Source organism: Dokdonella sp., from assembly GCF_035511235.1.
Taxonomy (GTDB): domain Bacteria; phylum Pseudomonadota; class Gammaproteobacteria; order Xanthomonadales; family Rhodanobacteraceae; genus Dokdonella.
Map to the genome: position 1 here is coordinate 56,895 of NZ_DATKFQ010000034.1, position 21,387 is coordinate 78,281.

General features: G+C 71.6%; 18 protein-coding genes. 9 read left to right on the forward strand and 9 right to left on the reverse strand.

The window, feature by feature from the left end:
- The first annotated feature begins 57 nt into the window (after positions 1 to 57).
- The 4 genes from phoR to ppx all read left to right on the forward strand — a co-directional run bounded on the left by phoR (position 58) and on the right by ppx (position 5,972).
- Positions 58 to 1,359, forward strand: a complete 1,302-nt coding sequence (phoR, locus tag VMR06_RS14030) for a phosphate regulon sensor histidine kinase PhoR (protein WP_325377338.1) — start codon at positions 58 to 60, stop codon at positions 1,357 to 1,359.
- Entirely contained in the window at positions 1,359 to 2,270 is a 912-nt protein-coding gene (locus VMR06_RS14035; protein WP_325377339.1) for a phosphate ABC transporter substrate-binding protein, read from the forward strand. The genes phoR and VMR06_RS14035 overlap by 1 nt, the downstream gene beginning before the upstream one ends.
- A gap of 2 nt (positions 2,271 to 2,272) precedes the next feature.
- On the forward strand, positions 2,273 to 4,351 hold the full coding sequence (gene ppk1 / locus VMR06_RS14040; protein ID WP_414648144.1) for a polyphosphate kinase 1: 2,079 nt from the start codon (positions 2,273 to 2,275) through the stop codon (positions 4,349 to 4,351).
- Positions 4,352 to 4,460: 109 nt separating this feature from the next.
- Entirely contained in the window at positions 4,461 to 5,972 is a 1,512-nt protein-coding gene (gene ppx, locus VMR06_RS14045) for an exopolyphosphatase (RefSeq protein ID WP_325377342.1), read from the forward strand.
- Positions 5,973 to 5,978: 6 nt separating this feature from the next.
- Here ppx and VMR06_RS14050 read toward each other — a convergent pair whose 3' ends face one another.
- The 5 genes from VMR06_RS14050 to VMR06_RS14070 all read right to left on the reverse strand — a co-directional run bounded on the left by VMR06_RS14050 (position 5,979) and on the right by VMR06_RS14070 (position 12,052).
- Complete coding sequence (locus VMR06_RS14050; RefSeq protein WP_325377344.1) at positions 5,979 to 7,334, reverse strand: sigma-54 dependent transcriptional regulator; 1,356 nt, start codon at positions 7,332 to 7,334, stop codon at positions 5,979 to 5,981.
- Between the two features lie 70 nt (positions 7,335 to 7,404).
- Positions 7,405 to 8,625, reverse strand: coding sequence for an ABC transporter permease (locus VMR06_RS14055; protein WP_325377346.1), 1,221 nt, complete (start codon positions 8,623 to 8,625; stop codon positions 7,405 to 7,407).
- 11 nt (positions 8,626 to 8,636) lie between these two features.
- Positions 8,637 to 9,941, reverse strand: coding sequence for an ABC transporter permease (locus tag VMR06_RS14060; protein ID WP_325377348.1), 1,305 nt, complete (start codon positions 9,939 to 9,941; stop codon positions 8,637 to 8,639).
- A 13-nt stretch (positions 9,942 to 9,954) separates the two neighbouring features.
- A complete protein-coding gene (locus tag VMR06_RS14065) occupies positions 9,955 to 10,680 on the reverse strand; it encodes an ABC transporter ATP-binding protein (RefSeq protein ID WP_325377350.1) in 726 nt (241 codons plus the stop codon).
- Between the two features lie 100 nt (positions 10,681 to 10,780).
- Positions 10,781 to 12,052 carry an efflux RND transporter periplasmic adaptor subunit gene (locus VMR06_RS14070; RefSeq protein WP_325377352.1) on the reverse strand — a complete coding sequence of 424 codons (1,272 nt, stop codon included), beginning with the start codon at positions 12,050 to 12,052 and terminating at the stop codon, positions 10,781 to 10,783.
- A 235-nt stretch (positions 12,053 to 12,287) separates the two neighbouring features.
- Here VMR06_RS14070 and VMR06_RS14075 point away from each other — a divergent pair, with 235 nt between their 5' ends.
- Genes VMR06_RS14075 through VMR06_RS14085 form a run of 3 tightly spaced genes read left to right on the forward strand, consistent with a single transcriptional unit; the run spans position 12,288 to position 14,626 of the window.
- A complete protein-coding gene (locus tag VMR06_RS14075; RefSeq protein ID WP_325377354.1) occupies positions 12,288 to 12,866 on the forward strand; it encodes a sigma-70 family RNA polymerase sigma factor in 579 nt (192 codons plus the stop codon).
- Complete coding sequence (locus tag VMR06_RS14080) at positions 12,845 to 13,417, forward strand: hypothetical protein (RefSeq protein ID WP_325377356.1); 573 nt, start codon at positions 12,845 to 12,847, stop codon at positions 13,415 to 13,417. Before VMR06_RS14075 ends, VMR06_RS14080 begins: the two co-directional genes overlap by 22 nt.
- A 30-nt stretch (positions 13,418 to 13,447) precedes the next feature.
- The gene (locus VMR06_RS14085; RefSeq protein WP_325377358.1) at positions 13,448 to 14,626 is read left to right on the forward strand and encodes a PDZ domain-containing protein; all 1,179 of its coding nucleotides are present in this window, start codon (positions 13,448 to 13,450) and stop codon (positions 14,624 to 14,626) included.
- Between the two features lie 18 nt (positions 14,627 to 14,644).
- On the opposite strand, the gene VMR06_RS14090 is transcribed toward VMR06_RS14085, so the two are convergent.
- The 3 genes from VMR06_RS14090 to fusA form a co-directional block, all read right to left on the reverse strand.
- Positions 14,645 to 15,364: a YebC/PmpR family DNA-binding transcriptional regulator gene (locus VMR06_RS14090; RefSeq protein WP_325377360.1), complete on the reverse strand. Its 720-nt coding sequence runs from the start codon at positions 15,362 to 15,364 to the stop codon at positions 14,645 to 14,647.
- A gap of 271 nt (positions 15,365 to 15,635) precedes the next feature.
- Positions 15,636 to 16,544, reverse strand: a complete 909-nt coding sequence (locus VMR06_RS14095; protein WP_325377364.1) for an endonuclease/exonuclease/phosphatase family protein — start codon at positions 16,542 to 16,544, stop codon at positions 15,636 to 15,638.
- 112 nt (positions 16,545 to 16,656) lie between these two features.
- Entirely contained in the window at positions 16,657 to 18,708 is a 2,052-nt protein-coding gene (gene fusA / locus VMR06_RS14100) for an elongation factor G (RefSeq protein ID WP_325377366.1), read from the reverse strand.
- 353 nt (positions 18,709 to 19,061) lie between these two features.
- Here fusA and VMR06_RS14105 point away from each other — a divergent pair, with 353 nt between their 5' ends.
- Entirely contained in the window at positions 19,062 to 19,802 is a 741-nt protein-coding gene (locus tag VMR06_RS14105) for an alpha/beta fold hydrolase (protein WP_325377368.1), read from the forward strand.
- 30 nt (positions 19,803 to 19,832) lie between these two features.
- On the opposite strand, the gene VMR06_RS14110 is transcribed toward VMR06_RS14105, so the two are convergent.
- Entirely contained in the window at positions 19,833 to 20,705 is an 873-nt protein-coding gene (locus VMR06_RS14110) for a GGDEF domain-containing protein (RefSeq protein ID WP_325377370.1), read from the reverse strand.
- Between the two features lie 154 nt (positions 20,706 to 20,859).
- On the opposite strand from VMR06_RS14110, the gene VMR06_RS14115 reads away from it, so the two are divergent.
- Positions 20,860 to 21,237, forward strand: coding sequence for a helix-turn-helix transcriptional regulator (locus VMR06_RS14115; protein WP_325377372.1), 378 nt, complete (start codon positions 20,860 to 20,862; stop codon positions 21,235 to 21,237).
- Positions 21,238 to 21,387: the final 150 nt, after the last annotated feature.

Here is a 21,387-nt window from a genome sequence, read left to right on the forward strand (position 1 = left end):
CGACGGCGGCACCGGGCGCCGCTCGCGCAGCGGCCCGTACCGGCGGAGGACGCGCCCGTGCTGAGCGGCGCCTGGCGCGCCGGAGTGTGGCGCCTGCTCGCCCTGGTCGCGGCCGCGATCGCGATCGGCGCCTGGTTCGGCCAGCCGGCCGCGGCCGCGCTGATCGTCGTCGGCGCCTGGACCGCGCTGATGCTGCACCGGCTCTACCGCCTGTGCCGCACGCTCGACTCGCGCACGCTGCTGCGGCCGGCGTCCGGACGCGATCTGTGGAGCCGCATCGGCCAGAACCTCGCGCAGCGCCAGCGCGCCTCGCGGCGCACGCGGCGGCGCCTGATCGAGCAGCTGCGCAGCTTCCGCGACGCCGCCGCGGCCCTGCCGGACGGCGTCGTCGCGCTCGACGCCGAGCGCCGCATCGTCTGGTTCAACGCCGCCGCGCGCGACCTGCTCGGCCTCGATCCGCGGCACGACGGCGGCGCCGAGATCACCCACCTGCTGCGCGCGCCGCGCGTCGTGCAGTGGTTCGCCGAAGGCGCCGAGGCGCCGCTGACCGACGTCGCATCGCCGGCCGACGATCACGTGCGCCTGAGCCTGCGCAGCATTCCGTACGCGGACGCGCGCAGCCTGCTGGTCGCGCGCGACATCAGCCAGCTGCAGCGGCTCGAACAGGTCCGCCGCGACTTCGTCGCCAACGTCTCGCACGAGCTGCGCACGCCGCTGACCGTCGTGCACGGCTATCTCGACATGATCGAGCCGGAGAGCCTGCCCGAGTACGAGCCGATCCTGCGCGAGCTGCGCCTGCAGTCGCGCCGGATGACGCAGATCGTCGAGGATCTGCTGACGCTGTCGCGGCTCGAGGCGCAGCAGAGCACGCCCGACGAGCGCGTGATCATGGCCGCCCTGCTCGAGTCGCTGCGCCGCGAAGGCGTCGCCCTGAGCCAGGGACGCCATCAGATCGTGCTCGAGCGCGTCGGCGACCGCGATCTGGCCGGCTCGACCAAGGACCTGCACAGCGCGTTCTCGAACCTGCTCAGCAATGCGGTGCGCTACACGCCCGACGGCGGACGCATCGTGCTGCGCTGGGAGTGCGACGAGAGCGGCGGGCGCATGACGGTCAGCGACACCGGTCCCGGCATCCCGGCCCAGCATCTGCCGCGCCTGACCGAACGCTTCTATCGCGTCTCGACCAGCCGTTCGCGCGAGAGCGGCGGCACCGGCCTGGGCCTCTCGATCGTCAAGCACGTGCTGATGCTGCATCAGGCACATCTGGAGATTCACAGCGAGGTCGGCGTCGGCAGCCGCTTCGTCTGCGTGTTCGGCCCCGAGCGCCTGCTCCCGGCCGCGCTGCCGCAGGCATCGTGATGCGCGCAGCGGCGTGGGTTCTGGCTGCGCTGCTGACCGGCACTGCCGCGGCGGCCGAACCGCTGGCCGGCACACTGACCAGCGCCGGCTCGGACACGCTGAGCGCGCTGTTCGCGCACTGGTCGCGCGATTTCGCGCGCGCCCATCCGGGCGTGCGGATCCAGGAGCAGGGCCTCGGTTCGACCAGCGCGGTGCTCGCCCTGGTCGAGGGCGCGGCCGACCTCGGCCCGATGAGCCGGCCGATGAGCGCCGAGGAGGAAGCGCTGTTCGAGCGGCGCCACGGACACCGCCCGTCGCGCATCGTGATCGCGCACGACGCCGTCGCGGTGTTCGTGCATCCGGACAATCCGCTGCACACGCTCGACCTGGCGCAGCTCGACGGCATCTACGCGGCCCGGCCGCAGTGCGGCGGCGAGCCGCTGCGCCACTGGGCCGAGGCCGGCGCGGACGGACCGCTGGCGGCGCGGCGGATCCTGCCGATCGGCCGCAACGCCGGCTCGGGCACGGCCGCGTTCTTCCGCGACCGCGTGCTGTGCGGCGGCGAGTACCGCGCCGACGTCGTCGCCTGGCCCGGCAGCGGCGCGACCGTGGCCGCGGTCGGCGCGCAGCGCGCCGCGATCGGCTACGCGCCGGTCGGCCTCGTCAACGCCCAGGTCCGCACGCTGGCGCTGACGCCGGCGCACGGAGCGCCGGTCCCGATCGACGCGCAGAGCGTGCGCTCGGGGCGGTATCCGCTGTCGCGCGCGCTGTACGTCTACTACAACCGCATCCCCCAACGCCCCATGCCGGTCCTGCGCAGTGCCTTCCTGGCTTACACGCTTTCGTCAGAAGGACAGGCTATCGTGGCCGAGGAAGGGTTCATCCCGCTGGACGCCGACGCGGCGGCCGCGCAACGCCTGCAACTGGAATGAGCATGTCGACGAACGCCGCGCCGGATCTGGCCGATCCGAGCCTCTATCTCAATCGCGAACTGGCCCAGCTCGAGTTCAACTTCCGCGTGCTGGCGCAGGCCGAGGACGCGACCGTGCCGCTGCTCGAGCGCCTGCGCTATCTGTGCATCTCGTGCACGAACCTCGACGAGTTCTTCGAGGTGCGCGTGGCGATCCTCAAGCACCACCACGCCTTCGGCGACGTGCGGCCGGGCCCGGACGGCATGTCGGCCAGCGACGTGCTGACGCGCATCCGCGAACGCACGCTGGCCCTGGTCAAGGCCCAGTACGACTTCTTCAACGACGTGCTGCTGCCGGCGCTCGACGCCGAGGGCATCCGTTTCGTCGCGCGCGACGCCTGGAGCGCCAAGCAGCGCGGCTGGCTGCAGGGCTACTTCCGCAACGAGATCCTGCCGGTGCTCTCGCCGCTCGGCCTGGATCCGGCGCATCCGTTCCCGCGCATCCTCAACAAGAGCCTGAATCTGGCGGTCGTGCTGAAGGGCAAGGACGCGTTCGGCCGCGACGGCAACATGGCCCTGGTCCGTGCGCCGCGCTCGCTGCCGCGCATCATCCGGCTGCCGGCCGAGGTCGCCGACAAGCCGTACGATTTCGTGTTCCTGTCCAGCATCCTCCACGAGTTCATGGACGAGATGTTTCCGGGCATGAAGGTCCGCGGCGCGTACCAGTTCCGCGTGACGCGCAACAGCGAGCTGTTCGTCGACGAGGAAGACGTCGAGAACCTGGCCCTGGCGCTGCGCGACGAGCTCAACACGCGCGGCTACGCCAAGCCGGTGCGGCTGGAGATCACCGAGCAGTGCCCCAAGCCGATCGCGCGCATGCTGATGCAGAACTTCGAGCTCGGCGAGCAGGACATCTACCGCTGCGGCGGTCCGGTCAACGTCAGCCGCATCAACACGATCTACGACCAGGTCGACCGGCCCGACCTCAAGTTCCCGACCTTCGTGCAGCGCATCAGCAAGGCCGTCGCCGACGAGCGCAGCCTGTTCGAGGCGATCCGCGAGCGCGACGTGCTGCTGCACCATCCGTTCGAATCGTTCGCGACCGTGCTCGAGCTGCTGCGCCAGGCCAGCGTCGATCCGGACGTGCTGGCGATCAAGCAGACGCTGTACCGGGTCGGCAACAACTCGCCGATCGTCGACCACCTGATCGAGGCCGCGCGCAACGGCAAGGACGTCACCGTCGTCGTCGAGCTGCGCGCGCGCTTCGACGAGGAAGCCAACCTCAAGCTCGCCAATCGCCTGCAGGAGGTCGGCGTGCAGGTCGTCTACGGCGTGGTCGGCTACAAGACCCACGCCAAGATGCTGCTGGTGGTCCGCCGCGAGCGCGGCGCGCTGCGCCGCTACGTGCACCTGGCGACCGGCAACTACCACCAGATGACCTCGCGGATCTACACCGACCTCGGCCTGATGACCGCGCATCCGGAGATCGGCGAGGACGCCCACCAGCTGTTCCTGCAGCTGTCGGGGCTGGGCACGATCGTCAAGCTCAAGCGGCTGCTGCATTCGCCGTTCACGCTGCACGCCGGCATCATCGCGCGCATCCAGCGCGAGATCGACCACGCGCGCGCCGGCCGGCCGGCGCGCATCGTCGCCAAGATCAACGCGCTCAACGAGGAAGACGTGATCGAGCTGCTGTACCACGCGTCCCGCGCGGGCGTGCAGATCGATCTGATCGTGCGCGCCGCCTGCACGCTGCGTCCGGGCCTGCCGGGCATCTCCGAGAACATCCGCGTGCGCTCGATCGTCGGACGCTTCCTCGAGCACAGCCGCGTCTACTGGTTCCAGAACGGCGAGGATCCGGAGATCTGGTGCGCCAGCGCCGACTGGATGGAGCGCAACCTGCTGCGCCGGGTCGAGACCTGCTTCCCGCTGCTCGACCCGATCATCGCCCGGCGTGTCCACGAGGAGGCACTGATCAACTACCTGGCCGACAACCAGCAGGCCTGGCGCCTGCTGCCCGACGGCAGCTACGAGCGCATCACGCCCGGCGAGGACATGCCGCACTCGGCCCAGCAGTCGCTGCTGGCCAAGATCTGCGGCTGAAGACCCGGCACCCGCGCCTCTTCCGACCTCCCCGGCCGCCGTGCCGGCCGATGCACAGGCATCGGCCGGTCTGCCACAATCGGCCCTCATTCCCGCCTGCGCCCGCCGCGTGACCGACGCCAACGACATCCGCAACGGCGAACTGCTGGCAGCCGTCGACATCGGCTCCAACAGCTTCCACATGATCGTGGCGCGCTACGAGCACGGCGAGCTGCGCGTGATCGACCGCCTGCGCGACAGCGTGCGCCTCGCGATGGGGCTGGGCGCCGACGGCAGCCTGGCGGCGCCGCAGCGCGAGCGCGCCCTGGCCTGTCTGGCGCAGTTCGGCCAGCGCCTGCGCGGCCTCGCGCATGGCCGCGTCCACGCGGTGGCGACCAACGCGGTGCGCCAGCTGGCCAATCCGCAAGCGTTTCTGATGCCGGCCGAGACCGCGCTCGGCCATCCGATCGAGATCGTGTCCGGCCGCGAGGAAGCGCGCCTGATCTATCTGGGCGTCGCCAACGGCCTGCCGCGCGGCACGCAGCGGCGGCTGGTCGTCGACATCGGCGGCGGCAGCACCGAGTTCATCATCGGCCAGGATTTCGAGGCGCTCGAGCGCGAGAGCGTGCAGATCGGCTGCGTCGCCAGCACGCGGCGCTTCTTCGAGGACGGCAAGCTGACGGCCAAGCGCTGGCGCCAGGCCTCGACCGAGATCGCGGTCGAGCTGCAGCAGTTTGCGGCCGACTACCGCAGCCGCGGCTGGGCCGAGGCGTTCGGCTCTTCCGGCACGGTGCGCGCGATCGGCAGCATCGTCCATGCCAACCGCTGGTCCGATTCGGGCATCACCGCCGATTCGATCGACCGCCTGCGCGACGCGCTGATCGCGGCCGGCAGCATCCAGGCGCTGGAACTGCCGGGCCTCAGCGACGAGCGTGCGCAGGTGATCGCCGGCGGCGTGGTGATCCTCGAGGCGGTGTTCGCGGCGCTCGGCGTCGAGCAGATGGGCGTGTGCGAGACCTCGATGCGCGAGGGCCTGCTCTACGACATGCTCGGCCGCGCGATGCAGCGCGACCCGCGCGCCGGCGCGATCGCGGCCCTGGTCGAGCGCTATGCGGTCGACCGCTCGCAGGCCGGGCGCGTCCACGAGACCGCCCTGCGCTTGTTCGATCAAGTCGCCACGGCCTGGCATCTGGAGCCGATCGATCGCGACGTGCTCGGCTGGTGCGCGGACATCCACGAGATCGGCCTGGCGATCGCGCACAGCCAGCATCATCTGCACGGCGCCTACATCGTCGCGCATTCGGACCTCGCCGGCTTCAGCCAGCAGGGTCAGCAGCTGCTCGAGACGATCCTGCGCTCGCACCGGCGGCGTCCGCAGCGCAGCGCGTTCGAAGCCCTGCCCGAGCGTCTGCGCACGATCGCGCGGCGCCTGACCGCACTGCTGCGCCTGGCCGTGCTGCTGCATCGCGGCCGCACCTCCGAGCCGCTGCCGCCGCTGTCGCTGCACGCCGGCGCGCGCGCGCTGCGGCTGGACCTGCCGGCGCTGTGGCTCGACCAGCATCCGCTGACGCGGGCCGATCTGGAACAGGAAGGCGACTACTTCAAGCCGCTCGGCCTGAAGCTGGAGATCGGCACGCGCTGACGCGGCTCAGGCCTCGCTGCCGGCGGCGACGCCGAGCTTGTCCATGCGCCGGTACAGCGCCTGCCGCGACAGACCCAGCTCCGCCGCGGCCTGGCTGATCACGCCGCGCGCGCGCTGCAATGCCGATTCGATCGCCTCGCGATCGGGCTCGACGTCCGCACCGCTGCGGCCGGCCGGTGCGCGCACCGACGCGAGGCCGAGATCGCGCGCGGTGACCACGCCGTTGCTGCAGAGCAGGCTGGCGCGCTGGATCGCGTTCTTGAGCTCGCGCACGTTGCCGGGCCAGGCGTGCGCGACCAGCGCGGTGCGCGCGCTCTCGTCGAGCACGGCGCGGCCTTCGAGGAAATATTCGGCCAGCGGCAGCACGTCGTCGCTGCGCTCGGCCAGCGGCGGCACGCGCAGCTCGATCACGTTGAGCCGGTAGTAGAGGTCCTCGCGGAACCTGCCGTCGCGGATCATCGCCGGCAGATCGGCATTGGTCGCGCTGACCACGCGCACCTTGACCTGGCGCGTGCGGCTGGAGCCGAGCCGCTCGAACTGGCCGCTCTCGAGCACGCGCAGCAGCTTGGCCTGGCCGGCCAGCGGCAGATTGCCGATCTCGTCGAGGAACAGCGTGCCGCCGTCGGCGGCCTCGAAGCGGCCCTCGCGCGCGCGGTTGGTGGCGCCGGTATAGGCGCCCGGATCGGCGCCGAACAGCTCGGCCTCGATCAGCTCCGAGGGCAGCGCGCCGCAGTTGACGGTCACGAACGGGCCGGACTTGACCGCGGAATTGGCCTGCACGATCTCGGCGATGCGTTCCTTGCCGGCGCCGTTCGGGCCGGTGATGAGGATCGGCACGTCGGCGCGTGCGACCTGACAGGCCAGCTCGATCGCGCGCTCCATCGCGGTGGACGCGTAGACGATGCCGCGCAGGTCGTAGCGGTCGTCGAGTTGGCGGCGGCGGCGGCGGCGCTCGTCGCGGTGCCGCGTGACCTCGCGCGTGGCCTCCGACAGCTCGAGCAGGTTCTCGGCGGTCGCCAGCAGCTTGTTGTCGTCCCAGGGCTTGCCGAGGTAGTCGGCGGCCCCGGCCTTGACCAGCTCGACCGCGGTCTCCAGCCGCGTCCAGGCGGTCAGCAGGATGATCGGCAGGTCCGGATGGCGCTCGCGGATCGCGCGGAACAGCGCGACGCCCTCCTCGCCCGAGGTCGTGTCGGCGGTGAAGTTCATGTCCTGCACGACCAGGTCGACCGCCTCGCGCTCGAGCAGCGCGAGGCCGGCCTCCGGCGAGGAGGCGGTCAGCGTGCGGATCTCGCGCAGCCCGAACAGGACGTCGAGGGCCGTCCCGACCGAGGGATTGTCGTCGATGACCAGGATCGTGCGCATCGGCTTTCGGGGAGAGGTCGGTCGGCGCATACCCTGCCTGGATGCAGGGCAGCGCCGAAGGGTTGCATTCTTACACGCTTCGCGTCGCGACGGCCGGCGGCACGCGCGAGGCGCGCAGCGCCGGACCGAGCACCGCGAGCTGGCCGAGCGCCCACAAGCAGACGAAGCCGATCGGCACGTAGTGCCACGGCAGCCGCGGCGCCTGGTAGCGGTCCATCAGCCACAGACTGAACGCGTAGGCGAGGATGCCGCCGGCGATCAGGCCGACCGTCGTGATGATGAAGTTCTCGGTCTGGAAGTAGCGCAGGATGTCGCCGCGCGTCGCGCCGAGCGCGCGCCGCGTGCCGATCTGGCGCGTACGCTGGGCGACCCAGAAGCTGGCCATGCCGACGATGCCGAGCGCGGTGATGCCGAGCAGCGCGACGATCACGCTGCCGAGGATGATCGTCATCGCGCGATCCTCGGCGTAGACCTGGCTGCGCCGCTCCTCGGTGCTGCGCAGGCCGCGCAGGATGCGGCTGCGGTTGGCGGTCGCGAGCTTGTCCTCGACCTCCTTCATGACCTCGTCGCGGCGGCCCGGTTCGGCGCGGACCAGATAGGTCGAGGAGCTGCCGCCCGACAGCACCGACGGCAGCAGCAGCGTGTTCTCGACCATGCTCGCGCTGACCCACGGCGCCTGCAGCCGGTCGATGATGCCGATCACGGTCGCCGGCTCCGATTCGTCGTCGCCGCCGAAGTAGAACGTCTGGCCGACCGGGTCGGCCACGTCCGGAAACATCTGCTTGGCCAGCGCGCGCGTCATGATCGCCACACGCGGCATCGCCTCGTCGTTGGGCGTGCGAAAGCCGATCTCCTCGGCCTTGAAGTCGCGTCCGGCGACCAGTTCGGCGCCGTACGCGGACACGCCGCTCTCGTCGACGAAGTAGAACGCCGTATTGGCCGTGGACGTGCGCTGCCCCGGCGCGAGGCTGAGGCCGCTGCTCCAGCCGCTGTTGCTGAGCGGGAACGCATTGGTGGTGGTCGCGGCGGCGACGCCGGGCAGCGACCGCAGCAGGTTCAGATCGGCGCTGATCGCGGACTGCACGTCGAAGCCCTGGCCGAAGCCGATGCTGCTGATCGAGAACGTGTCGGCCTCGTTCATGCCGCTCGGCCGCTTCATCAGGTCCAGGCGCTGGCCGATGATGAACAATGCGTTGCAGACGATCGCCAGCGTCAGCGCGACCTGCAGGCCGATCAGGATCATCGAGACCTTGCTGCGCATCAGTGCGGACAGAATCGGACGGATTTCCATGGTCGTTCCCCTCACATCTTCAGTTGCGCGGCGGGCTGCACGCGGCAGGCACGCCAGGTCGGATACAGGCCGGCGAGGATCGCGGCGAGGATCGCCAGCGCGATCGTCGTCATCACCATCGCCCAGTCCAGATGCGTCACGTTCGCGTACTGCCGGTACAGGCTGCGCACCGCGACGAGGCCCAGGCCGGTCAGCACCAGGCCGATCAGGCCGCCGCTGAGGCCGACCACGCCCGACTCGATCAGGAACTGCATGAACACCTGGCGCCGGCTGGCGCCGAGCGCGCGGCGCAGGCCGATCTCGCCGGCGCGGCGCGTGAACTTGGCGAGCAGCAGGCCGATCGTGTTGATCAGGCACACGACCAGGAACGCGAACGCAAGACCGACCTGCACCTCGACGTCGCGCGAGACGACTTCCTGGTCGGCCATCCACTGCTTGACGTCGGGCAGGCGATTGTTGAGCGGACGCGGGAAGCGGCCGAGCTTCTTCTGTTCCTCGACGTAGCTGTTGAGATAGGCCATGTACTCCTCGACGCGCGCCGGCGAGTCGAGCTCGACCCACATCTGGATCCACACGCAGTCCGAGTCGAGATAAGCCTCCCAGCCGGCACCCGGCGAACGCCAGCAGCTGTTGTTGCCGGTCGAGCGGCGCTTAGTCTCGATCGCCGTCGTGAACGGCAGGAAGAACTCTTCGGGATTGTTGAACGCGCCGTTGGTGAGATCGTAGTACTTGATGCGCAGCTCCCACTTGGCGAGCACGCCGACCACGGTGTAGTCCACGCCGTCCATGCGCACGGTCTTGCCGACGCTGTCGACGCCGCCGAACAGCGTCTCGTTGGTGTCGTGGCTCAGCACGATCACGCGGGCGTGCTGCGCATCCTGATCGCGGCCCCACGGCTGTCCGTACGCGAACGGCGGCTCGAACATCGCGAAGAAGTCCGAGTAGGTCGCGCGGCCGAGCGCCATGAACGGCTTGACGTCCGGATTCTCCGGCTGCACCGGCAGCGAGATCTTGTACATCGCGGCCTGGCGGTCGGCCTTGCCGGCGGTCATCAGCGCGACCGCGTCGCGATAGGTCACCTGATCGGGCGGGCGGCCGTCCGACCCGGCGCCCTCGTCGGGGCTCCAGTTGTCCAGCTGCACGTAATGCAGCTTGCTGCTCTTCCACGGAATCGGATCGCTGCCCATCAGGTAGAACACGGTCAGCGTCGTCATGCTGGCGCCGATGCCGAGCGCGATGCCGAGCACCATCAGGGCGGTCAGGATCGGGTTGCGGCGCAGGCTGCGCAGGCCCAGTTGCAGGTAGTAGGCGAACATCGGGCGTCCTCGATCAGACCGCTGCGGCGTGGTCGGGATGGGCCGCCTTCTGGCGGCGCAGGCTGACCTCGTCGCCGAGATCGGTGACCTGGCCGTCCATGACGTGCACGTTGCGCTGCGCGCGCGCGGCCAGCTCCGGATCGTGCGTGACCATGACGATCGTCGTGCCCTGGCGGTTGATCTCCTCGAGCAGCTCCATGACGCCGCGCGCCATCAGCGAATCGAGGTTGCCGGTCGGCTCGTCGGCCATCAGCAGGCGCGGCGAGCCGGCCAGGGCGCGCGCGATCGCCACGCGCTGCTGCTGGCCGCCGGACAGCTCGGACGGATAGTGCTTGATGCGCGAGGCGAGGCCGACGCGGCTCAGCGACTCCTCGATGCGGTGCTTGCGCTCGGCCGCCGGGAAGCCGCGGTAGCGCAGCGGCACGTCGACGTTGTCGAACAGGTTGAGATCGGGAATCAGGTTGAAGCTCTGGAAGATGAAGCCGATCTTCTCGTTGCGCAGCTTCGAGCGTGCGTTGTCGTCGAGGCCGCGCACGTCGACGCCGTCGAGCCAGTACTCGCCGCCGGTGAATTCCTCGAGCAGGCCGGCGATGTTGAGGAACGTGGTCTTGCCCGAGCCGGACGGTCCGGTCACCGCGACGAATTCGCCGGCGCGCACGTGGATCGAGAAGTCGCGCAGCGCGTGGGTCTCGATCAGGTGGGTACGGTAGACCTTTTGCAGGTGGTTCATCTTCAGCATGGCGAGGTGTCCTGGTCCGGAAGGAGGCGTTCGGGCGCGATGGATCGGGGCGGAGGATCGTGCGCCGCGCGGCCGGAAGCCGCGCGGCGGTGGCGGCGAGTCAGCGCGACAGCGCGATGCGCTGGGCGCCGTTGAACTGGTCGGTGCCGGAGATCACGATGCGGTCGCCCTGGGCGAGGCCGCTGACGATCTCCACGGCGTTGAGGCTGGTCGCGCCGACCTGGATCGAGACGCGCTCGGCGACGTCGTCGCGGACGCGGTAGGCGACGCGGCCGGCGCCGGAATCGAGGAACGGGCCGCGCTCGACCATCAGCACGTCGGGCCGCGAATCCATCAGGATGCGCGTGGTCAGGCGCTGGTTCTGGCGCAGGCCGGCCGGCTTGGCGTCGCCGAAGCGGATGCGGCCGGTGACCTGGCCGTCGATGACCTCGGGCGAGACCGCGCGGATCTCGGCGCCGTACTTGCCGCTGGCGTCCTGGATCTCGGCCGGCATGCCGATCGCCAGATCGTGCGCGAACACTTCCGGCACCTGCACCTCGACCTCGAGCGCGGTCAGGTCGACCACGGTCAGGATCGCGGCGCCGGCGGCGACGTTGGCGCGCTGCTGCACGATCAGCTGGCCGACCTGGCCGTCGACCGGCGAGCGCATCTTGAGCTCGTCGACCTGGCGCTGCAGGTCGGCGGTCAGCAGACGCTGGCGGTCGAGCGCCAGGCGCTTGGATTTGAGGTCGAAGTCGAGCGTCTCGATGTCGAGCTTCATGTCCTGCTCGGCGTTGGCGACGTCGATGTCGGCCTTGGCCAGCGCGTCCTTGCCGCGCAGCACGTCCAGCTCGGGCATCGCACCGGCCTTCCAGGCCTTCTCGGTACGCTCGACGTCGCGCGCGGCGGTCTGGCGGTCGATGCGCGCCTGGTCGAGCAGCTTCTTGGCGGCCAGGGCCTGCTTGCGGTGGTCGAGGCTGGCGCGCTGCACGTCCAGTTCCAGACTCTGCAGCGTGGCCTGCTCCTGCTGCAGCCGGTTGCTGAGCTCGGGGCTGTCGATCTCGGCCAGCACGTCGCCCTTCTTGACCTGGTCGCCGGCCTGCGCGATCAGGTCGACGGTGCCGGCGGTGCGCGCGTACAGCGTCGGACTGACCGCGGCGACGACGCGGCCCTGTACCGATACGTCCCGCGTCAGCGTGCCGCGCGTGACCTCGGCGATGCGCAGGCGGCTGATGCTGGCGGCCGAGTCGGCCGAGAACAGACGGGCGGCGGTCGGTACGATCAGCGCCAGGCCGATCACGGCGGCCACGCCGACGCCGATCCAGGTCAGCATGCGGCCCCGGCGCGGGGCGGCGGTCATCACGCGGTCCTGGGCGGAAGTGTCACGAATCATGCGAGGGTCTCCTGCGGTCGCCGGACCGCGCAAGCCTCTTTCAAGCAAGTCCGATGCCAACCTTCAACACATTGATCTTCCGTCGTTTTCTGTCCGGATCGCGGCCGGACGGCCGGTGTCCGCCGCGGCCGCCCGGACAGGCGGACAATGCGCCGGCCGGCACCGGCGTCCGGCCGGACGCGGCGCGGCGGCACCCGCTGCGACCGTTCGGCATCCCCGCGCATCCGGGATCGACGTGAGCACGCACTCGTTCCAGATCGAGGTCCCCGACACCGTGATCGCCCGCGCCCGGCGCGGCGAGGTCGCCGCGTTCGAACAGATCTACCGCGCGTTCGAGCGCCCGGCCTATACGCTGGCGCTGCGCCTGACCGCCGACGCCGAGCTTGCCCGCGACGTCGTCCATGACGCGATGCTGCGCGTGTTCGACCGGGTGCGGCAGTTCCGCGGCGATGCGCCGTTCTGGGGCTGGCTGCGCCAGATCGTGCTCAACGAGGCCCTGATGCGCCTGCGCCGCGGACGCGCATTGACGTTCGAGGACGTGCCCGACGACGAGACCCTGCCGAGCGATGCGCCGGCGCCGTGGCTGCACGCCGATACGCGCCTGCTCGAAGGCGCGCTGGCGCGACTGCCGGCGATGACGCGCAGCGTGATCTGGCTCTATCACGTCGAGGGCTATACGCATGTGGAGATCGCCCAGATGACCGGCATGACCACGAGTTTCTCCAAGTCGCAGCTGGCGCGCGGCACCGCACGCCTGCGCCAGCTGCTGCAACCGACCGCCGAGGTGGCGCCATGCTTGACCGTGCCCGCATGAAGTTCGATCCGGACGACGCCAGTCTCGGCGCCGCGCTGCGCGGCCTGCCGGCCGCCGAAGCGCCGGCCGATCTGTGGTCGTCGATCGCAGGCGACCTGTCGGACCGCCGGACCGTGGCGCGGCGGCGCGGCATCGCCGTGCCGCTGGCGGCGGCCGCCGCACTGCTGGCGGCAGTGCTGCTGTGGCTGCCGTCGCGGCCGCCGGTCCCCGATGCCGGCGTGGCCGGCGGCACGTCGGCCGCGACCACGGCCGATGCCGAGACCGCGCGCCTGCGCGCCCGCTCGCAGCGCATCGAACAGTGGCTGGCCGCGCTGCCGGCCGCCTCGCAGCAGGACGGCCGCAATCTGATGGCAACCGTCGAGACCGAAGACCTGATCGCGCTGGTCGACATGCAGCTCGGCGCGGCACGCAGCGCCGAGGAAGCGCTGCCGCTGTGGCGCCAGCGCGTCGCCCTGCTCGAGGACCTGGCGGTCATCCGCAGCACCCCTTACGGCCTGACCGGCGATCGCTCGCTGGCCGACGCCTCCACCGGCGACGTCACGTCGCTCTGATCCATCGCCACGATGTTCGAGGTCACCCCGATGAAGACTCCCCTCCCGCTGCTGGTCCTGGCCCTGGCCTGCGCCCAGGCCGGCGCCGCCGAACCACCCGCAGCCGCGGCCGATCCGGATGCCACGCGCAAGGAGCTCGGCGAACTGCGCCAGCAGATGAGCGATCTGTCGCGGCGCATGGCCGAACTGTCGCGCGAGCTCGGCGACACCGGGCCGCGCGCCTATGCGCTGCGCTATCTCAACGAACCGGACCGCGCGATCATCGGCGTCGTGCTCGGCGGCAGCGACGACGGCGGCGTCCTGGTCACCGGCGTCACGCCGGACGGACCGGCCGCGCGCGCCGGCCTGCGCAGCGGCGACGTGATCACCGCGATCAATGGCCAGAAGATTCCGAAGCAGGATCCGGACGCCTCGCTCGCACAGGCCCGCAGCCTGCTCGACGGCCTCACGGCCGGCCAGGAGGTACGCCTGGGCTGGCGCCGCGACGGCAAGGCGCAGTCGGAACTCAAGCTCGCCGCCGAGCGGCGCGAGGCCGCGCAGTGGTCGCGCCTGTTCGTCGACCGCAGCGAAGGCCCGGACGGCACGCGCCTGCGCATCGAGGACGGCGGCCTGCCGCCGGACCTCGACGCGAAGGTGCGCCGCGCGACCGCGCATGCGCGCCTGGCGGCGGTGGACGCCGGCCGGCACGCCGAGCGCGCGCGCGTGGTCGCGATCGACGCCGGCAAGCGCGCCGATCTGGCGCGTCTGGACATCGTCCGCGATGCGATGCCGTGGTGGAACATCAACCTGGCCTCGCTGAATCCGGATCTCGGCCGCTACTTCGGCACCGACGAAGGCGTACTGGTGCTGCAGACCGGCGAACGGGCCCTGCCGGGCCTCAAGCCCGGCGACGTGATCCAGTCGGTCGCCGGCAGGAAGGTGGTCCGGCCCGAGGACGCGCTGCGCGCGCTGCGCGACCAGCCGGCCGGCAGCGACGTCGACGTCAGCGTGCTGCGCGACCGCAAGACGCTGGCGCTCAAGACCAAAGCGCCCGAGTACAAGGCGATCTTCGACGTCGACTTCAACGCGCCGCCGGCACCGCCCGCGCCACCGGCGCCGCCGTCTGCACCGGCCACACCGCCGCCGCCCGCTGCCGCTCCGCCGGCCGCGCCGAGCGCGCCGGCCGCGCCGCCGGCACCGCCGTCACGCCGCGGCGGCACGACGTACTGAGCGAACGCTGCCGGCCGCTCAGGCGGCCGGCAGCGCGGCGTTGTGGTAGACCTCCTGCACGTCGTCGAGCTCCTCGAGCCATTCGAGCAGATCGACCAGGGTCTCGGCCGCCTCGCCGCTGACCGCGACCCGGGTTCCCGGCCGCATCACGACATCGGCGCGGATCGGCGCGAAGCCGGCCGCCGCCAGCGCTTGCTTGACCGCCTCGAACTGGTCCGGCGCGCACAGCACGGTGCTGCTGCCCGCTTCGCTCTGCACGTCGTCGGCGCCGGCCTCGAGTGCGACCTCGAGCACGCGGTCCTCGGCGCCGTCCGCGCCGGTGTCGACGACCAGCTCGCCGGTCCGTGCGAACTGGAACGCGACCGAACCGCTGGTGCCGAGGTTGCCGCCGTTCTTCGACAGCGCATGGCGCACGTCGGCGACGGTGCGCACCGGGTTGTCGGTCATGCAGTCGATGATGAGGGCGACGCCGGCCGGGCCGTAGCCCTCGTAGCGCAGCTCCTGCATGTTGTCGGCGCCGTCGGCGCCGGAGCCGCGCTTGATCGCGCGCTCGATCGTGTCCTTGGACATGTTGGCCGACAGGGCCTTGTCCACGCCCATGCGCAGGCGCGCATTGGTCGAGGGATCGCCGCCGTTGCGCGCGGCGATCGTGATCTCGCGGATCAGCTTGGTGAAGATCTTGCCGCGGCGCGCGTCTTCGGCGTTCTTGCGGCCTTCGATACTGGGGCCTCTGCCCATGGGAATTCCTGCCTCGATACGGAGTTGAGGGCGCCCGGCGGCACGCACGCGCGTGCCGGCGCGCGGCACCGTTGGTTGCGCAAGCGTATGCGAATCGGCGCTCGATCGGCTACTGCGCGGGCCCGCGACAGTCGCTGCCGGCGCTGGCCGCGGCGCCGGGCGCGCCGGCTCGGCCGGTGATGCGATCGGTGCCGCGCGGACCTTGAAGGGCCGTTCGGCGGCATCCGGGCGATCGGTCCAGCCGCCGCGCACGAGCCGCCGCAGCGGCCGCTCAGTGCAGGCTGACCGCGATCGGGCAGTGGTCCGACGGATGCTCGGCCTCGGGGACGCCGTAGGTGAACTCCTCGAACGAGCCGGGCCGCAGGCGCTCGGCGGCGGCCGGGCCGAGCACGATGTGATCGATGAAATCGCGGTAGCGCTGCTTGCAGGTCGCACTGCGTCCGCCAGCCGCGTCGACCAGCGCGCGGTCGTCGCTCAGCGACGTCCACACCGCGTCGCCGGCCAGGCTCATGCGGCGATTCCAGTCGCCGAGCAGCGCGAAGTCGGCGCCCTCGGCGCGGCGCGCGTCGATCCAGCGCTCGAGCACCGGCACCTGCTCGAACAAGGTCGGGCAGGCCTCGTTGCGATCGCCGGTCGAGCAGCCGCTCTTGAGGTGCAGCGCGAGCAGACGCAGCGGCTGGCGGCCGCGCACGGTTATGTCCACACCCCAGCGCAGGTCCGGATTGCCGAGCGCGATCTCGCGCAGATCCGGGTGGCGCGTGTACGGCACGCCCTTGCGGATCGCGAAGCCGACGCTCTGGCGCCGGATCTGCAAGCCGGCCTCCGGACCGCCGCGGCGGCAGTAGCCGCGATTGCCGCTGTCGGGGCGCTCGGAGAACACGATGTCGTAGCGGTCGGCCGGGAACACGCGGCGCGCCGCGCGCGCCGACTCGACTTCCTGGAACGCGATCACGTCGGCGTCGAGCACGTCGGCGTAGCGGCGCAGCGCGGCGTAGTCGGCCTCGCTGCGCGGCCGGCAGCCGCTGCCGTCGGCCTCGGCGAGATGTTCGAGATTCCAGGTGGCGATCTTCAGATCGGCGTCGCGCTGCGACGGCGCGCTGCCGCAGCCGGAGAGCGCCAGCACGACGGCGGCGAGCCAGCAGCGGAACAGGTGGGACCACGGGCGAGACGGCTTGTGCATCGGCGATATCGGTGCGGCGGGGGCCGTCCAGTATCGCGCAAGCGCGCGCCAGGGTGACGTGCCGATCGGCGGCGGCGGGCCGCGCCGCCGACCGTGGCCTCCTCGCCGCGCGTCAATCCTCGTCGGCGTGCGGACGCCAGGCACCGGCGAGCTGCCGCTGCACCTGCGCCGGCACCGCCTCGTAGTGGCTGAACTCCATCGCGTAGCGGCCGCGGCCGGCCGTCATCGCCTTCAGCTCGGTCTGGTAGCCGACCACCTCGGCCAGTGGCACCTGCGCCTTGATCGTGCACTCGCCGCCGAGCCGGGCGTCGGTGCCGTGAATGCGCGCGCGCTTGCCGGCCAGACCGCCGGTGACGTCGCCCATGTGGCCGTCGGGCACGGCGATGTCGAGGTTGACGATCGGCTCGAGCACCACCGGCTGCGCCTTGGCGACCGCATCGATGAAGGCCTTGCGGCCGGCCGCGACGAATGCGACCTCCTTGGAATCGACCGGATGCGAGCGGCCGTCGTAGACGCACACGCGGATGTCCTGCATCGCGAAGCCGGCGACCGCACCGGCCGCCAGGCCCTGGCGCACGCCCTTCTCGACCGCAGGCATGAACTGGCCCGGGATCGCGCCGCCCTTGACCTCGTCGACGAACTCGAACCCGCCACCGCGCGCGAGCGGCTCCACGCGCAGGTAGACCTCGCCGAACTGGCCGGCGCCGCCGGTCTGCTTCTTGTGGCGGTAGTGGCCCTCGGCCGGCGCCGCGATCGTCTCGCGATAGGCGATCCGCGGCGGCCGCGTCGCGACCTCGACGCCGTAGCGCTGGCGCATCCGCTCCAGCGTCAGCCGGACGTGCAGGTCCGACAGGCCGCGCACCACGGTCTCGTTGAGCTCGGCATCGTGCTCGACGCGCAGGCACGGGTCTTCCTCGGACAGCTTGGCCAGCGCGTTGGCGAGCTTGGCCTCCTGGCCCTTGTGCGCCGGCTCGACCGCGAGGCCGAACATCGGCTGCGGAAACGCCAGCGGCGCGAGATGGATGTGGTCCTCGTCGTGGGAATCGTGCAGCACCGCGTCGAAGTGGATGTCCTCGATCTTGGCGACCGCGGCGATGTCGCCGGGGATCGCGCAGTCGATCTCGACGTGGTCCTTGCCGTGGATCCGGAACAGATGCCCGACCTTGAACGGCTTGCGGCCGTCGTCGACGAACAGCTGCGTGTCGCGGCGCACCGTGCCCTGGTAGACGCGGAAGATGCCGAGCTTGCCGACGAACGGATCGTTGACGATCTTGAACACGTCGGCGATCACGTGCCGGTCCGGATCGGGCTCGGCGCGCAGCGGCACCGCGTCGGCGCCCTGGCCCTTGACGAACGGCGGCGCGTTGCCCTCGGCCGGATTCGGCAGCAGGCGCTCGATCAGGTCGAGCAGCTCGGCGACGCCGGCGCCGCTGCGCGCCGAGCAGAAGCAGATCGGCACCAGGTGGCCCTCGCGCAGGCATTGCTCGAATGCCGCGTGCAGGTCTTCGCCGGCCAGGCCCGCCTCGCCGACATCCAGATAACGTCCCATCAGGTTCTCGTTGATCTCGACCACCTGATCGATGATGCGCTGATGCGCCTCGGCCACCGACGAGAAGTCGGCGGCGCCGGACGGCCGGAAGAAGCAGTCGACGACGCTGCGGCCGCCGTCGGCCGGCAGATTGATCGGCAGGCATTCGCTGCCGAAGGCCTCGCGCAGCGACTCGACCAGACCGGCCAGGTCGATGCCGTCCTGGTCGATCTTGTTGATCACCAGCAGCCGGGCGTCGCCGCGCAGCCGCGCGTGCTCCATCAGCCGCCGCGTCGAATGCTCGATGCCGGCGCCGGCGTTGACGACGATCGCGACGGTCTCGACCGCGTCCAGCGCCGACAGCGCCGGCCCGCGGAAGTCGTGCAGCCCGGGCGTGTCGATCAGATTGACGTGACAGCCGCCGGGACGGTCGATCGCGGCGATCGACGCCTGCATCGAGTGGTGGCGCTCCTTCTCCATCGGATCGAAATCCGACACGGTCGTGCCGCGCTCGACCGCGCCTGCCGCTCCGATCGTGCCGCCGGCGAGCAGCAGGGCTTCGAACAACGTGGTCTTGCCGGCGCCTGCGTGTCCTGCCAGGGCGATGTTGCGGATGTCTGCGGTGCTGTAGGCCATGATCGATCCTCGTCCGGAAAGAAGACGGATCGTCGCGGGGCGGCGCCGGCTGCGGCCGGCCGCCCACCGGCCGGCGGACGATCCTCGGCATCCGCCGCGGCCCGCAGCAGCCGACCGGCCGGCGCGGACGCAGCGGCATCGACGGCCGCGGCCGCAGCTTGGCGGCGGTCGCGGGCCGCGCATCGAGGTCGCCGGTCGGTATCCGTCACGGTCCGTCCGCCCCGGTCGGGGCGCGCGCGGCGGCGATCGCGCATCGCTCGACCGCCGTCGCGACGGGGTCCGGCCGGCACCCATGGTGCGGCATCGATGGCTGGCCCTAGACTTCTCCGGTCGCCGCCGAGGGTCAAGACGCAATGCAGGAAAGAACGCCGCTGGTGTGCGTGCACGGAGCCGGGGCCGGCGGCTGGGAGTGGGCGATCTGGGCCCGCGTGTTCGCCGCGCGCGGCCGCGCGGTGATCGCACCGGATCTGATGCCGGCCGATGCCGGACTGGCGGCGACGCATTTCGCCGACTACCGCGCCCAGGTCGTCCACTGGTGCGGCGCGGCCGGCGCCGCGCCGATCCTCGCCGGCGCCAGCCTCGGCGGCCTGCTCGCCTTGTCGGCGGCAGCCCAGCTGCGGCCGGCCGCCCTGGTGCTGGTCAATCCGCTGCCGCCGGCCGGCGTGCTGGCGCGGCCGCTGCGGCGCGCAGCCGGCCACGTCCAGCGCGAGCGACCGGGCGCGATCGTGCCGTGGGGCCGCTCGCGCTCGCTCGGCGGCACCCGGCGCGCGCTCGAGGGCTGCGACGACGCCGCCTGCCTGTATGCCTACCGGCGCTGGCGCGACGAGTCCGGCACCGTGCTCGCCGAGGCCCGCGACGGCGTCGCCGTCGAGCCGCCGCGCTGCCCGATCCTGGTGCTCAGCGGCGGACGCGACCAGGAGGTGCCGCCGAGCGTCGGTCGCGCCCTGGCGACGCGGCTCGGCGCCGATTTCGTCTGTACGCCCGCTGCCGGTCACGTCGATCCGCTGCTCGGACGCATCGCGGCCGGCTGCGCCGAGCGCGTGGCGGCCTGGCTGTCGCTGCGGCTCGACGGCGCGGCGGCCCCCATGCGCTGAGCATGGCGCGACACGGCGGCGCCGCTGCCGTCAGTCCAGTTCGATCCGGCCGCGACCGGCGCTGCGCCCGAACGCGAGTGCGCCGGTCGCGCGCCGCGCAGCCGCGCCCAGCGGCGTGCCGGCGGCGGCGCAGGCGGCGCCGATCGACAGCGACACGGCCGCCTCGGACCGGTCGGCCGCGGTACCGCCGACGGCACGCATCAGCGTCTGCGCGCGCTGCCGCAGCGCCACCGGCGTGCAGGCCGGCACCAGCACCGCGAAGCGGTCGCCGTCCCAGCGTCCGATCAGCGCGCCGGCGCCGGCGCGCCGGCGCAGCTGCCGCGCACAATCGGCCAGCGCCGCGTCGCCGGCGGCATGTCCGCAGCGCTCGTTGAGGCGGCGCAGGCCTTCGATCTCGCACAGCAGCAGGCCGTAGCCGACCGCATCGGCCGCGAAGACCTCGGCATGGCGCGCGATCAGCGACTGCCGCGTCAGCACGCCGGTCAGCGCATCGCAGCGGCCGAGCCGTTGGAGGCGGCGGCCGATCCGCACGCGCTCGGTGACGTCGGTGAACGCGAGCGCGCAATGCGCGGTGCCGGCGTCCTCGCAGCGCGCGGCGTCGATGTCGAACCAGCGTGCGCGGCCGTCCTTGCGCAGCAGCTGCACGCGCAGCGTACGCGCCGCGGCCGCACGTACGAGGCGGTCGAGCCGCGCGACCGGCGCGCGCCGATCGTGCGCGCAGGCGCGTTCGAGCCAGCTTCGCACCTGGCCGATGTCTTCGCAGTCGTAGCCGAGCTGCTCGCCGAAGCGGCGGTTGACGCGCCGGCAGCGTCCGATCGTCGGGCCGGCCGCGCTGCCGGTATCGAGCGCGGCGATCAGCAGGGCCACCGGCATCGGGTCGATGAGACGCCAGGTCGTGGTCATGTCGGTCCTCTCCTTGGATGGGTGTTGCGCGTCGCTCACCGGCCCCACCGGCGATCCGAAAGTATTACTTTCCAAACATCGTTTGCAAGCGATATGAACGCCAGCCCCTCCGCCAGCGCGCTATACAGGCGCGCCAACCCTGGGCAGGTAGGGCGTGAGCACTCTGTATCGACGCATTCGCGACGCACGCGCGAGGATCAACCTCTCGCAGGAAGCGCTCGCGCTGGATCTGGGCGTCTCGCGCAGCGCGGTCGCGCAGTGGGAGCGCGTCGACGGCACCTGTCCGAGCGTCGAGAACCTGATCGCGCTGGCGCGCCGCACCGGGCTGGCGTTCGAGTACCTGGCAACCGGGCGCGGCCCGAAGATCCACGGCGATCCGATCGACCTCGTCGCCGAGGACGGCGACCGCTACGCGATGCTGACGCCGCAGCAGGCGGCGCTGATCGAGTGGTTCGACGGACTCGGCAAGCGCCAGCAGGCCGGCCTGTTCGACCTGGTCGGCATCGGCAAGCGCGGCGGCACTCGGGGCTGATCGCCGCGGCACGTCGGCGCCGGCGCCCCCGCCGGTCCGGTATCCGCAGTTAACCGCGGCTTTAGCCGCAGCCTCTTATGCTTCGGCGTCGGTTCATCTTCACCGAGGCCTGCCATCGCTCCGCCCTCCCCGCCGCCCGGCGCTCCGCCG

What these genes read in the sequence shown, in the direction of transcription:
- VMR06_RS14035 (WP_325377339.1), top strand. Translation starts at nt 1,359, where the DNA reads ATGCGCGCAGCGGCGTGGGTTCTGGCTGCGCTGCTGACCGGCACTGCC.
- ppk1 (WP_414648144.1), top strand. Translation starts at nt 2,273, where the DNA reads ATGTCGACGAACGCCGCGCCGGATCTGGCCGATCCGAGCCTCTATCTC.
- VMR06_RS14050 (WP_325377344.1), bottom strand. Translation starts at nt 7,334, where the DNA reads ATGCGCACGATCCTGGTCATCGACGACAATCCCTCGGTCGGGACGGCC.
- VMR06_RS14055 (WP_325377346.1), bottom strand. Translation starts at nt 8,625, where the DNA reads ATGGAAATCCGTCCGATTCTGTCCGCACTGATGCGCAGCAAGGTCTCG.
- VMR06_RS14060 (WP_325377348.1), bottom strand. Translation starts at nt 9,941, where the DNA reads ATGTTCGCCTACTACCTGCAACTGGGCCTGCGCAGCCTGCGCCGCAAC.
- VMR06_RS14065 (WP_325377350.1), bottom strand. Translation starts at nt 10,680, where the DNA reads ATGCTGAAGATGAACCACCTGCAAAAGGTCTACCGTACCCACCTGATC.
- VMR06_RS14070 (WP_325377352.1), bottom strand. Translation starts at nt 12,052, where the DNA reads ATGATTCGTGACACTTCCGCCCAGGACCGCGTGATGACCGCCGCCCCG.
- VMR06_RS14080 (WP_325377356.1), top strand. Translation starts at nt 12,845, where the DNA reads ATGCTTGACCGTGCCCGCATGAAGTTCGATCCGGACGACGCCAGTCTC.
- VMR06_RS14085 (WP_325377358.1), top strand. Translation starts at nt 13,448, where the DNA reads ATGAAGACTCCCCTCCCGCTGCTGGTCCTGGCCCTGGCCTGCGCCCAG.
- VMR06_RS14090 (WP_325377360.1), bottom strand. Translation starts at nt 15,364, where the DNA reads ATGGGCAGAGGCCCCAGTATCGAAGGCCGCAAGAACGCCGAAGACGCG.
- VMR06_RS14095 (WP_325377364.1), bottom strand. Translation starts at nt 16,544, where the DNA reads ATGCACAAGCCGTCTCGCCCGTGGTCCCACCTGTTCCGCTGCTGGCTC.
- fusA (WP_325377366.1), bottom strand. Translation starts at nt 18,708, where the DNA reads ATGGCCTACAGCACCGCAGACATCCGCAACATCGCCCTGGCAGGACAC.
- VMR06_RS14105 (WP_325377368.1), top strand. Translation starts at nt 19,062, where the DNA reads ATGCAGGAAAGAACGCCGCTGGTGTGCGTGCACGGAGCCGGGGCCGGC.
- VMR06_RS14110 (WP_325377370.1), bottom strand. Translation starts at nt 20,705, where the DNA reads ATGACCACGACCTGGCGTCTCATCGACCCGATGCCGGTGGCCCTGCTG.